Annotated in this window: 5 protein-coding genes and 1 pseudogene; 3 read left to right on the top strand and 3 right to left on the bottom strand. The window is 58.4% G+C overall.

Going from position 1 to position 13334, the window contains the following annotated elements; translation table 11 throughout:
- Positions 1 to 27: 27 nt before the first annotated feature.
- The gene (locus IVB07_RS31035; protein ID WP_051112989.1) at positions 28 to 657 is read right to left on the bottom strand and encodes a response regulator transcription factor; all 630 of its coding nucleotides are present in this window, start codon (positions 655 to 657) and stop codon (positions 28 to 30) included.
- 2160 nt (positions 658 to 2817) lie between these two features.
- Between IVB07_RS31035 and IVB07_RS31030 the strand changes: the two genes are divergently transcribed.
- Positions 2818 to 8385: a trifunctional serine/threonine-protein kinase/ATP-binding protein/sensor histidine kinase gene (locus IVB07_RS31030; protein ID WP_247456102.1), complete on the top strand. Its 5568-nt coding sequence runs from the start codon at positions 2818 to 2820 to the stop codon at positions 8383 to 8385.
- Between the two features lie 736 nt (positions 8386 to 9121).
- On the opposite strand, the gene IVB07_RS31025 is transcribed toward IVB07_RS31030, so the two are convergent.
- Both IVB07_RS31025 and IVB07_RS31020 read right to left on the bottom strand, forming a co-directional pair.
- The gene (locus tag IVB07_RS31025; RefSeq protein WP_018455512.1) at positions 9122 to 9766 is read right to left on the bottom strand and encodes an FMN-binding negative transcriptional regulator; all 645 of its coding nucleotides are present in this window, start codon (positions 9764 to 9766) and stop codon (positions 9122 to 9124) included.
- 882 nt (positions 9767 to 10648) lie between these two features.
- Positions 10649 to 11869 carry an IS701 family transposase gene (locus IVB07_RS31020; RefSeq protein WP_247285483.1) on the bottom strand — a complete coding sequence of 407 codons (1221 nt, stop codon included), beginning with the start codon at positions 11867 to 11869 and terminating at the stop codon, positions 10649 to 10651.
- Positions 11870 to 11958: 89 nt separating this feature from the next.
- Between IVB07_RS31020 and IVB07_RS31015 the strand changes: the two are divergent.
- A pseudogene (locus IVB07_RS31015) lies at positions 11959 to 12341 on the top strand (transposase); the annotation flags it as partial.
- A gap of 90 nt (positions 12342 to 12431) precedes the next feature.
- A complete protein-coding gene (locus IVB07_RS31010; RefSeq protein WP_026233973.1) occupies positions 12432 to 12800 on the top strand; it encodes a hypothetical protein in 369 nt (122 codons plus the stop codon).
- Positions 12801 to 13334 lie beyond the last annotated feature (534 nt).

The following is a 13334-nucleotide window of genomic DNA, read 5'->3' as shown; positions in this document are numbered from 1 at the left end:
GTGTACGACGAAATTGTAAAATCATACTTAGGTTTGTACCGTGAAACGCTCAGTCCCAATTCCCAGCCTCTCAGCCATCCTGATCAAATCGGCTAGCGATCGAGCTCCCATCTTCTTCATCACGTGGCCGCGATAGATTTTGACTGTAATCTCGGCGAGCCCGAGTTCCGCGGCTACCTGTTTGTTCAATAGCCCGGCGGCGACCAGTTTCAACACATCCTGCTCTCGTGGACTTAGGGCCTCAAACAAGGACTGGAGCCTGCTGACCACCTTGTCTACACCTCGTCTCTTCCGATCCTGTTCGATAGCTGCGACTACGCCATCGAGTAGTTCCTGATCGCGAAACGGCTTGCTGAGAAAATCGATTGCTCCACTCTTCATGGCTTTGACGGTCATCGGAATATCGCCATGAGCGGTGATGAAAATGATGGGAATGTGAATCTTCTGTTTGGCTAACTCATTCTGGAGCTCAAGGCCGCTCAATCCAGGCAGCCTGATGTCAAGCACAAGGCAGCTAGGAACATCAGGGAGCTCGCTCTGGAGCATTTCCCGGGCGGATCCGTAAGCAACGACATCTAGACCGATCGAACGAAATAGGTTGACCAGCGATTCGCGCATTGAGAGGTCATCGTCGACGACGAAGACGCTCGGCCTCACCTCAGGCCCGACGACATTTGGGGCTTCCTTCCGGGGTTCAGAGCGCTTGGTCACGATAAGGGCCTCACTTGTACGATTTACAGTAGACTTATTGCCTCACGACCACCTTCGATTGATCGCATAGGCTTTTGAGGACGTTCGCGCAGTGCAAATCTTTGAAATTTTCAAGGTATGTGACCGGTCAGCCATTCGCGCCAGCGTGACGCAGACAGGAAAGTGTAGCAAAAACCGCCCGACTGGTCGAGAACTGCCTTTGGAGTCTGTCCGCCGTCGCGTTGGATTGGCTCCCAAGGCGCCGATCAAACGATCAGCAGCCGATCGAGAAGCACCGAATCCAGAACTTGAGGCGCTCCCTTTAGCGGCGGCGCGTGTCGCCTGGCCTTCGCGAGTGAGACTGCAGCGGACCGCTCATTATGCGGCTGAACGATCAGAATGCCCGTCGCCTTGGTAGTTGCACGCGGGGGCGCGAGCTGAGCGAATCGGCCCGATTGTGCCTGTGCATGCGCCGATCCCGCCAGCGTTGAGATCGGCAAGCGGAGTAGACTATCGCACCCATGCTAAGGAAAATAGACATCAGAGCGAGTAGCAGCGGCATCAGCAACATGAACTCTTCTTTTCCGTCGTCAGAGCGCCTGTGAGTTGCTCTGTGTGAGGAAAGCACCTCGCACCGACTTCGTACAACCTGACGCAAGGTGCGATTCAAGTCCTTTCCGTCATGTTTGTAGGAAAGATGCTCGAATTCGAGCTGCTGCAGGGGCGCTCACGTGCGTTCGTGGCGTTGTTCCTTCACGAGCCTCGCACCCCAACATGAGGCGGCGTAATCTGAAGGAGAGGCGGGACACACTCCATTCGGTGTCCAGCTGCGGACCGGTTCGCCAAAAGGCAGTTGCATTTGCTCTCCTGCACCAGCCAAACAACCGCTGATCCAGCGAAAGAATCATTCTTCCACCAGAATTTGCGGACATCAGAGGTCCGTGCCCGGCACCTTGAAGGTTCGCTCTTGACCTACATAGGAAGGACAAAACGCGCCCCGAGGGGTCAACCTGAAGGTGTTGTTAGACCTGCCAGTAGCTCATCGATCCGCTAAGGGCCCAGGGCCAGGCAGAAGCATTAAAGGCGAGCCGACGCACTCCGTCGAGAAGAAAGTGCGTCGGGTTCGCCCCACATCGCCAGTACATCCGTGGTGATGCTGCCTCCAATGAAGCAACCAGCGTGGCAAAGCTGAGGCTCGCTCAGCAAGGCAGAGTAGGTCGTGACTCCCCGCTACTTCGTGCCGGCCAGGAAGGGGGGCTTGGTCATTCGTAGCGTCAGTTTGTACGATGCCGGCGCAGATCTATCGAATTGGCAAAGAAGGCGTTCCGCTGTACTTTATTCTAATTCCAATTCTCTTCACCGGTTTTGGGGTAGCCTACGCCTTGCTTGAACAGCGGTTCAAGCAGCGAAAACTCTCTCGGTCATCGGCTTCGCAACGGCCGGCAATTGCCCTGCGGCGAACGGCAGCGAGCGGCATTCCGATCAGCGAGGGCCTATACGGGCGTTCGGTGAGCATCAGGGGTGCCTTTGTCGCGGGTCAGTTGCTCCATCATTGGAGGAATGAAGAGAATAGTTATGGGCGCGGTTTCGCTCACACTTGGCTTTCAGATCTGCCCTTGATGCTGTGGTTCAGAGTCGATGACTGCATGGCGCATTCCAACAATGGAGCCAGGAGTGAACGTCGATCTCGAAAACAGCACCGCTCGTGTCGCCGGGATTTCTAGCCTGAGCGCCCTTGCGGCGTTTATGTTCAGCGACTCGAGCGAGCATCTTGCTTCTCCTCGGGTCTTAGAACCGAAGCAGCGATCTGGGCCCTGCTGCACGTCGGGCAGTGCGCCATGGTCGGGTAACGGGCCACGAGCCCACTCCATCGAATACAATCCTTCGCCGACACACTGCGCTAGCGAGAGCGCCGCCGCCGATTCTGTGCAGGCTCGGCCGGCGCGCAGGATTGGGCTGGATCGACACGCTTGGGCCACGTATTGGGTCTGTAAGTCGCATCTCGGCGTGCCGCCGTCCACTCTTTGGCGGCCTTAATCGGTACTCCGGCCCCTTTGCGAAGTCTCTTCACAAGCTCGCCCGATATGTGTCAGCTTCCGGCTCAGTCCTTATTGATCGGGCGGGCAAATGCCGCGGGACCTCAGCCGAACTCTGTTCGGCTCAAGTATCGACAGTGACATCCAGCTCCTGTGGGAGGACGGTGATCGCGCGTTCTGCCGTGGGTGGCACCGGCAAATCCACGGCAGCAGGGCTGTCGTGCTTGTCGTGCGGCCCATCGCGGAACACCCAGCGACGCTCGACCGCCTCGCCCATGAGTACGGGCTGAGGGAGGAGCTAGACGAGGGATGGGCGGTGCGGCCGTTGGAACTCATCCGGGAAGCCGGTCGGACTATGCTGGTCCTGGAGGATCCATGCGGCGAGCCACTGCTAAATTTACTCGGGATCCGTATGGAGCCCAAGCGCTTCCTACGCCTCGCTGTGGGTATCGCGAGGGCCGTGGGCAAGCTTCACCGGCACGGCTTGGTCCACAAGGAGCTGAAACCCGCTCACATTCTGGTCAATTGTCCTGACGAACAGGTGCGACTCACTGGGTTTGGTCTGGCTTCCCGTCTGTCCCGCGAGCGCGTGCCGCCTGAGCCTGCCGAGTTCATCGCCGGCTCGCTGCCCTACATGGCGCCCGAACAGACCGGACGAATGAATCGCTCGGTCGATTGTCGCAGTGATCTCTATTCACTTGGCGTGACATTCTACCAGATGCTGACGGGCGCGCTGCCGTTCACGGGCTCAGATCCCTCGGAGTGGATCCATTGTCATATTGCAAGAAAAGCAACACCGCCCGTCGAGAAGTCGCAAACCCTCCCGGAGCCGATATCTCAGATTGTGATGAAACTCCTCGCGAAAACCGCCGAGGAACGCTACCAGACTGCCGCTGGCCTTGAGCACGATCTGCAACACTGTCTCGCAGCATGGGCCAACCACGCTCGCATCGACCCGTTTGAGCTCGGCACAGACGACACACCTGATCGGCTGCTCATCCCCGAGAAGCTCTATGGCAGAGCCCTTCAGATCGAGGTTTTGCTTGCCTCTTTCGATCGCGCGGTGAAGAGCGGCGCGCCGAAGTTGGTGCTCGTCGCCGGTTATTCCGGTGTCGGTAAGTCTTCGCTCGTCCAGGAGCTACACAAAGCACTGGTGCCCTCGCGCGGGCAGTTGGTATCAGGCAAATTCGACCAACTGAAGCGCGACGTTCCTTATGTGACGCTAGTGCAGACGTTTCAGAGTCTTGTCCGTCCTCTTCTCAGCAAAAGTGAGGGCGAACTCGCCACCTGGCGGCAAGCGCTCCTGGAGGCGCTCGGCACGAATGGACGACTGATGGTCGAATTGATCCCCGATCTGAGCCTGATCATTGGCGAGCAGCCCGCAGTTGCTGAGCTTCCAGCCCGGCAAGCGCAAATGCGTTTCCAACTGGTGCTTCGCCGCTTCATTGGCGTGTTCGCGCGGCGAACCCATCCTTTGGTGCTCTTCCTCGACGATTTGCAGTGGCATGATGCCGCAACGCTCGACTTGATCGAGGATCTCCTGACGCAGTCGGATCTGCACCTGCTGCTGATTGGAGCTTACCGCAGCAACGAACTTGATGCAGGCCATCCACTCAAACGCAAGCTCGACTCCTTCAGGAGAGCCGACGTAAATTTCGAGGAGATCACGCTCTCGCCGCTCGCTGCAGACGATGTCGCGCAGTTAGTCGCGGATACCCTTCGCTGCGGACTAAAACGCGCTGCCCCGCTTGCAAAGTTGGTGCATCAGAAGACGATGGGTAATCCGTTCTTCGCCATTCAATTCCTTTCTGAACTGGCCGAAGAGCAGCTATTGACGTTCGATCACGAGTCGGCGCGCTGGCGGTGGGATCTCGAGCGTATTCACGCAAAAGCGTACACCAAGAATGTCGTGGATCTGATGCTCGGCAAGCTCATCCGCCTGCCTGAGGCAACGCAGGACGCGCTGCAACAGCTGGCCTGTTTCGGCAACATCGCCGGGACGGCGGAGCTTGCGATCGTGCTCGAAATTTCGCAGGAGAAGGTGCATGCGACCCTGTGGCCGGCGATCCGGCAGGAACTCATCGCGCGCCACGGAACAGCCTACCGCTTCCTCCATGATCGCGTTCAAGAGGCGGCCTACTTCCTGGTGCCGGAATCCTCGCGCGCTCCTGCCCATCTGCGGATCGGTCGGTTGCTGGCGGCACACGTTCCTGCGCACAAACGCGAAGAGGCTGTCTTCGACATCGTCAGCCAACTCAATCGAGGCGTCGCGCTAATTGCCTCCGGTCATGAGCGTGAGCAGCTCGCAGAGCTGAATTTCGTCGCAGGGCAGCGTGCCAGGGCGTCGGCTGCCTACGCCTCGGCACTCACATATTTCACCGTCGGTGCTGCGCTGCTCGCGGAGCACTCTTGGGGAAGGCGCCACGAACTCGCGTTTGCACTGGAGACAAGCCGGGCTGAATGCGAATTCTTGGTAGGCCAGCTGGACATTGCAGAAAGCCTCCTGTCGGTACTGTCGAAGCGCGCCTTGAACGCGCCCCAGCGAGCAACGGTCGCATGCTTGCGGGTCGATCTTTACTTGGCGCTCGGCCAGCACGGGCGGGCAGTGCTCACAGGGCTCGAATATCTTCACGACGTCGGGATCGAGTGGTCGCAGCATCCGACGGACCAGGAAACATTAACCGAATATCAGCGGATGTGGTCACAGCTGCCCGAGGCAATCGAGGATCTTTCTAGGTTGCCTGCGATGACAGATCAGACCATGCTTGCCACGCTTGCCGTCTTGACGCGCATTCTTCCGCCCGCAGGTTTCACGGACGCCAATTTATCCGCTTTGGTCATCTGCAGAGCTGTCACCATCAGCCTCGAATACGGCAACACCGATGCTTCTTGCGCCCATTACGCATGGCTGGGCCGAATCTTGGCCGGGCGCTTCGGCGACTACCAAGCAGCTGACAAATTTGGTCGTCTTGCTTGCGACCTGGTTGATCGCGGTGAGTTCTCCCGCTTTCGGGCTCCCGTCTATTTGGCCTTCGGGTGCAACGTGATCCCGTGGACGAAGCCCCTAAGAGGTGGCCGAGTTTTGATTCGGCGAGCGCTCGCAGCTGCGGTCAGCAGCGGCGATGTCATCTACGAGGCGTACAGCTTGCTTCACCTAACCTCAAATATGATGATGGCCGGAGATCCCCTGAAAGAGGTGCAGAACGAGATAGAGAAAAGCTTTGCTACGATACGGGATAGAAAGGTTCAGTTTGCTGCTGATACCGTAGCCGCTCAGCTCGCAATCATTAGAAGCATGCGCGGCCTCACGCGCTCATTCGGTTGCTTGGATGACCAACAGTTTGACGAGCTAGACGTCGAGCGATCGTTGGCTCGGAGTCTGGAGCTGTCACCTAGTGAAACCGTCTACTGGATCCGCAAACTTCAGGCGCGATTTCTAGCCGGCGATTATGCTGCGGCTGTTGATGCTCGCTCCAAGGCGGAGCCCAAATTATGGACTATGCCGACAGAGCCCTTGATCGCGGAGTTTCACTTCTTTGGTGCGCTGTCTCACTCATGTTACTGCGACAAGCTAGGCGAAAGCGAACAACAGCAACATTGGCTTATCATTGATGCCCATTACAGACAGCTGCAGATATGGGCGACGAATTGCCCCGAAAATTTTGAGAATCGGACTGCCCTGGTCGGCGCTGAAATTGCAAGGCTCGAATACCGGGATGCACACGCAATGCGACTGTATGAACACGCAATCCAGACCGCAGCACGTAACGGTTTCGCCCACCACGAGGCAATCGCTTGCGAGCTTGCAGCGCGCTTTTATGCTGCGCGTGGTTTTGACAGAATATCCCGGGTTTACCTGCAGGACGCCCGGCGCGGCTACCTTCGTTGGGGGGCAGATGGCAAAGTGCGTCAGCTCGACGAGCAGAATCCCCACCTCAGCCATGAGGAGACCGCTCCTGCCGTGAATGGCCTGAGGATCGGAGCTCCGGTTGAGCATCTTGATCTCGCGACGGTAACAAAAGTGTCGCAGGCGATTTCCGGCGAGATTGTTCTTCAAAAGCTAATCGACACGCTTATGCGGACTGCCATTGAGCAGGCCGGCGCCGAACGAGGTTTGTTGATTCTGCTACATGGAGGCGAGCCACGGATCGAGGCGGAAGCCACAACGGTAGCGGATGCGCTGCTTGTAAAGGTGAATGAACAGCCCGTAACGCCGATGGCTCTTCCCGAGTCCGTGCTGCATTTCGTCCTGCGTGTCCGCGAAAACGTCATTCTCGAAGATGCTGTCGCCGAGCCTTCATTTGCGGAAGATCCGTATATCCGCGAGCGCAAAGCGCGTTCTATTCTTTGCCTGCCACTGATCACGCAGGGCAAGCTGATCGGCGTACTTTATCTGGAGAATAATCTCGCCGCGCGCATATTCTCGGCTGCCCGCAACTCGGTGCTGAAAATGCTTGCGTCCCAAGCTGCAACAGCGCTGGAAAACAGCCGCTTGTACAGCGAAGTTCAGCAACGGGAGTCGAAAATCCGGCGCTTACTTGACGCTAACATCATTGGAATATTCATCATTCGCGAAGGAGGCGAGATCATCGAAGCAAATCAAAGCTTTCTCACGATGGTTGGATACGACCGAGAGGATCTCGTCGCGGGGCGAGTGAACGGTCTCGACCTGACACCGCCAGAATGGCACGAGCGTACACTGAATGCGCGAACAGAAGCAAAAAGGACCGGAGCGGTTCAGCAGTTCGAGAAAGAGTATGTCCGCAAGGATGGCAGCCGCGTGCCGGTGCTAGTTGGCGTCGCCGTATTCGATGCGCGAGACGACCAAGGTGTTGGCTTCGTCCTCGACCTGACAGAGCGAAAGAGAGCGGAAGCGGAAGCCCGTGAAAGCGAACGACGGTATCGCGAGACTCTGATGGGGCTGGCACACGCCAATCGGATCACGACAATGGGACAGCTGGCCGCCTCAATCGCCCATGAGGTCAACCAGCCGATTGCCGCGATCCGGAGTAATGCGGGGGCGGGGCTAAATTGGCTCGGTGCTCAACCCCCAAATCTGGAAGAAGTTCGGCAGACCTTCGGGTTGATTGTCCGTGACAGTATGCGAGCAGGGAACGTGATCCGCCGGATCCGCGCTCTTATGAATAAGGCTCCTATGCAAACGGAGCTTCTCGCAATTGACGAATTGATTTTAGAGGTGCTGGGCCTAGTTCGCGCGGAACTTGCGAAAAATGATGTATGGGTGCAAACGCGACGGACTGAGGCGTTGCCGCTCGTCCGGGCAGATCGCGTCCAGGTGCGGCAGGTGATTCTCAATTTGATCACGAACGCCATCGAGGCCATGAGCGAGATCAACGAAAGTGATCGCGAGTTACTGATCAGTGCGCGGACAGATGACTCGAATAACGTAGTGGTCACTTTTCGGGATACGGGTCCAGGACTCGATCCGAACTGCGCTGACCGCGTGTTCGATGCGTTTTACACCACCAAGTCCGAAGGCATGGGCATGGGGCTGGCCATTTGCCATTCTATTATTGAGGCGCACGGAGGCCGGATGTGGGCGGGCGCCAATGATCCTCGCGGGGCTGTCTTTCAGTTCAGCATGCCGGTTGCGCCGGAGGGCGTGGATCGGTCGGAACAGGTCTCTTCAACGTCTTAGGCTCGAATTCGACATCGAGCAGGGCGCTCCGGGAGCCCCGATCATCGTGACAGAAGCAACGGCGAGACCTCGAGGATTTGAGACATTCGCGTTTCTTACTGCCCATCGGGGAGTGTTGGAGCGTGCGCAGATTGTCGCGAATTGTCAGAAGATCTGCAATCTGACCCTAACGTCGGATTCAAGACGCTTTGAGGGCTTCCTGCAAGTCTCAGAGGCTTGCAGGGCGTCAAGCGGAATCAGACGAAAGCTGCACCTGTTGGAGAGAATGACGGCAATCGCCCTCCAAAGCATCTTTTGTTTGAGTCGGGAGGGCGACATGATTTAACTTAATGCATGCAACCGTCGCCTGTGGCAGTGCAGATCTTCAGTGTCGGTGATCAGTTCGGCCCATCGCAACATTCCGTACTAAACTGGTTTCGAAACCGCTTGCTTTGATAACCGTGGAGCCGGGGCAGCCCACTTGAATCCGATCTCAATGCAGAGCATTCTGTCATGCGCCCCGAAGCGCACCTCGGATTGCAACCGGTGTACCGCTCTTCTTCTCCGGAGTTGGCCTCGGGGCCGCGCGCCGCTGTTGGCGGTTGCAATAGCTGACGCGCAAGCGATGGCGTCCTGTATGGTTTTCTCTGCTCTGTGAAAAGCACCTGCCGCGAGCAGGAACCCTCCGCTGCCGGCGCATCGCTGTGCAGAAGGAGAGCAGTCGAGATATGGAGAAATGCAGGTGGTACCGCGTCGTTCACAATACGTCGTTCGGGTTCGTCATCGCAATGAGGTGAGCCACACGACGGTCTTCGTCACGGTCGCTCTTTGATAACCCCTCGATGACGCCGGCGCGATCCGCCGCGTTGCGGTTCTGGCTCATCTTCCGCGTGCCATCGAACCGTGTAATTTGCAATCGCAGGCCGACAATCCCCTTCAGCTCCGTTTTGACGAAATCGGCAGGGGCGTCAGACACCGCCCAGCGGTCTTTGCCCGAGCGCTCATGCACATCGGTCAGCCGCGTGACCACCCTTCGCAGCCGATCGGCATCATCGAAGAATTCGATCGGCCCGTAGGCATGCACAGCGACATAGTTCCACGTCGGTACGGCCTCGCCTCTCTCGTGCTTGGTCACGTACCAGGAAGGGCTGACATAGGCCTCCGGCCCAGCGAAAATGGCCATCGCCTCGCCAGCCGGTGTCAGCTTCCACTGCGGATTCGCACGCGCCACGTGGGCGTAAATCGTGCCCATGGAGCCTTCGCGCTCGTCGAGTACTACGGGCAGCATCGTTCCAACAAGCCCTTCGTGAGTAGCGGTGATCAGTGTCGCCGTGCGTGCCTCGCGCATCGTCCGATGAACGTCGGTGATATCGACAACTTGGAAGGAGGGCGGCGTGTACATCGACGAAGCTCCCCGGCAGCCCGACGGAAAGCCGGGCGACTCATGATTCGGACTAGGGTACGCCTCGTGTCGGATCACAGAAACGATCGGTTTTGGTGGGTATTTTCATTCCTCCGCGCTCTAGGCCCCTGGGCCAGTAAGCCTATGATGAGTCAAAGGTGCAGGTGCAGATCGGAGGGTGCGTTTGCACGCTGGCCAGCCGTTGCCTTCCACGGGCCGCCTGCAGACGAATTCGGCTCTTCGTGCCGATGACTGCAGCACATGAGCAGCTTCACCTTAGAGCTATGAGTGGGACGCCAGAGTTGCGGCTGAGCCCTTGCCGCATCAGCTCGCCGCGCCGCGAGTCGCAGGTTGGCGGTGACTGGTTGTGCTAGATCCGCGCCGGCACTGGACGGACATATCAAAAGCAAGGAAATCTTGGCCATTCCGGCGGCGTGATGATCGCCGGTCAAGAAGTCGATAAGAGGCGTCCGTCTGTGCGATGTGTCTGGCACGCGACATACAGGCCCAATCTGGCCCACCTATATCGCAGACAGGGGCCTAACATCCGACGTGCAATCCAGGATGACGAGGATCCCAGCCGCGCCGCCTATCTGTTTCCCGCGGGATGCGAATGCACCACGCGTTCTGGTGCTGGTCGAAAATGGCGAAGAGCTCAAGCGCCTCCCGCCGGTCCAGCACGTCAAGAGCGACGGCCCATCCTCCTAGCCTAGCATTACAGTTGCTTTTTTGATTTGAAGTGGGCGCGTTGAGCGGCAGCCTGGTGAGCTCTGCGCCAGAAGGACCATGCGATGATGTGTGCGGGTTGAATCCGCTTCCGCGCAAGTCTGATAGCAATGCGGCGGATTTCCTGGATTGACCAACGGATCAGTGGTGGGGTGGTTATGTTTTGGCTTTTGCCGGGGGGCGCCGTTTCGTTTTTTTGGGCGGTGGCGGATTAGCGCGATGTCGGATCGCGGCCATCATGGCGAAGGCGAGCATCACCAAGGACACATGACGGTGCCAGCCATGCCAGGATCTGCTCTCGTTGTGATCGAGCCCGAACTCGTTTTTCGCGGTTTCAAAGCTGTCCTCGATCGCCCATCGATGGCCTTCGACCGCGACCAGCGTTTCAATGGCTGTTCCCGCTGGGCACCAGGTGGTGAAGAAGGCGAGGTCATCATCGGCAATGCGACGACGGATCAGTAGACCGCGTGTCCACAAACCGTCATTTGCACTGTTGGACTGCTCGGCCTCGAGATCCGCCAATTCGAGATAACACCAATCGTGCAGCCGCGGTCCTTTGGTTCCGGCTCCCGCCGACAGGCGCTTCCAGTCGGATGAGCGCCGCGTCCGGGCGAGGTCTGCAGCCGTACCGGCGACCGGCGGTCGCTTGCCCCAGGATCGAAACACATGAGCGCTGCTGACCCCAAGCACGTAGCCTTTGCCTGCCCGACGTAGTTGCTGTTCGATGTTGCCAACACCGTAGACGGTATCACCGGCAACCCACTTGAATGGTACAGACCCGGCTATCGCGCGTGCGATCATTCTCGTCGCAAGCTTTGGTTTGGTCGCAAAGCCGACATCGGCAGGCACATATGTGGCTTCCAGACGATCTGGATCGTCGGTCCATTCCTTCGGAAGATACAACGCGCGATCGATGAACGCATGGCCATGACGCGAAACGTAGGCAGCGAAGACGCCGATCTGGCAGTTCGTGATCTTTCCTGCCGAACCAGTGTATTGCCGCGCCACTCCGCATGACGCTTTGCCCTGTTTGAGAAAACCGGTCTCGTCGATCACGAGCACCGCATCGTCATCCGCCAAATGCTCGATGACATAGTCGTGCACGATATCGCGCAGGGCATCAGCGTCCCAGTCTCCACGACCCAGAATCGCCTGCTGCCGCCATGGGCCGGGATCGCCAGCCGCCTCCGCGCGCATCCAACCGGTCTTGCGCTGCTCATCTCCGAGCAGACCTTCCAGGAACAGACCTGCATTCGTCGCAACACGCTCTTGCGTGAACAACGGACGTATCCGTTGCTTGATCTCTCGAAGCGACGCCGCCCACAACGCAAGCGTCGCCTCAACCGACGCGGCCCGCGCCCACGACATTCGAATCATGGTTGCCCATGGATTCAGAAGCCCGCAACAAAAGCAACTGTAATGCTAGGGTCTGTACCTAATTTGCGCCACGTGATTCTCTTCCGCATATTTTGATTCGGGGACGAGCGATGCGTGGCGGCCTGTTTTGGTTGAATGATAAGCAGTGGGCGCGGATAGAACCTCACCTGCCGACGGGACTGACCGGACCGGATCGGGACGACGATCGGCGCATTATCAGCGGCTTCATTCAAATGCTGCAATCGGGTGCGCGGTGGATCTACAATCGCTTCAATCGTTGGGCAAAGCGCGGACGATGGTGCGCGATCTTTGAAGCGCTCGCCAAGCCCGGCAAAGATGCCGTCGCGCTTTCGCTCGACTCGACCTCGATTAAAGCTCACCGGTGTGCCTCCGGCGGAAAAGGGGGGAGCACAATCAAGCAATCGGCCGCTCGCGAGGCGGCCGCACGACAAAACTCCATGCGCTGAGCGATGCCAGGCGGAGCGACGATTACCCGCCCAAGGCGAAAGCGATCGTCCCTGAGCGTCGACGGGCTGAGGCGGGATCGGGGCAGCAGCACGCCATGGATCGCGACGGCGGCGCCGATCTCGATGTGTGCACCCGGGGCCGCACCGACAGTCTTGATGAGCGGCGCGGCGCCGCCGGCGCACGATCCCTTCCGAAAGGGTCCGCGCTCGAGGCCGAAGACGGAAACCGGCCCAGGCGGCGGGCAGACGAACACGAGATCGCCGACGACGACTTGCCGACCGATTGGCACGCCTACCCGGTCTATTTGACGAACGAGAAGAAGCTGGCGCCACGCTCGGTGCAAGTGACCGTCGCGGCGCTTCGATTTCTCTACCGCGCCACGCTCGGCCTCGATTGGGATTTCGACCAGATCATTCAGTGCGCCAAAGGCGCCAAAGACACTGGCCTTCATTCTCAGCCCTGAGGAGGTGCTGCATCGCCAAGCCGACCGACCGTCAGCCCAAAACCGCCGCCGCATGACCGGCCCGTCCGTCACCAAAATTTGGCGATAGCTCATTTCCGGAGCCGGCTCTGCGATCGGGGTTGAAGTCTACGTAGCGTCAGGTTGTACAGTCCGAATCATACATGCGGTGAAGCTTCATGATCGGAAGGAGAGGCTTCAATGTCCTAAGAGCGCAGGTGCGTTGGAGTATTGATTGTGCAGGCACGGCCGGCTGGTTGTAGCTAATGTGAGGACATTGAACTGAAGACGAAGAGAGTTTGCAAGGGAACTTCTCAAACCCCGGACGCCTTCCAACAGCAATGGGGCGGCCCAGTTTCGATCGCGGTGTGGCCGCATGCCCTTCTTGCCTGGAAGGGGGGAGGCGGCACCATGGCTTTTTGGACCGTGCGAGTATTTGGTTTCGTTGGTTTAAGGTTTGGCGATAGCTCAGCTGTTGCCTAGGAATCCGGGGCGCTCTTCTGCGGCAATGCACGAGCTCGGAGCGCGCGCGATAAC

The sequence above is a fragment of the Bradyrhizobium sp. 172 genome (assembly GCF_023101065.1).
Lineage (GTDB): Bacteria > Pseudomonadota > Alphaproteobacteria > Rhizobiales > Xanthobacteraceae > Bradyrhizobium > Bradyrhizobium canariense_D.
Note: the sequence above shows the minus strand (reverse complement) of the source record. Positions and strands in the feature narration are given on the sequence as shown.

Excerpts from the sequence above, each read along its gene's own strand:
- IVB07_RS31030 (WP_247456102.1), top strand. The coding sequence starts at position 2,818 with ATGCCGCGGGACCTCAGCCGAACTCTGTTCGGCTCAAGTATCGACAGT.
- IVB07_RS31025 (WP_018455512.1), bottom strand. The coding sequence starts at position 9,766 with ATGTACACGCCGCCCTCCTTCCAAGTTGTCGATATCACCGACGTTCAT.
- IVB07_RS31020 (WP_247285483.1), bottom strand. The coding sequence starts at position 11,869 with ATGATTCGAATGTCGTGGGCGCGGGCCGCGTCGGTTGAGGCGACGCTT.
- IVB07_RS31010 (WP_026233973.1), top strand. The coding sequence starts at position 12,432 with ATGGATCGCGACGGCGGCGCCGATCTCGATGTGTGCACCCGGGGCCGC.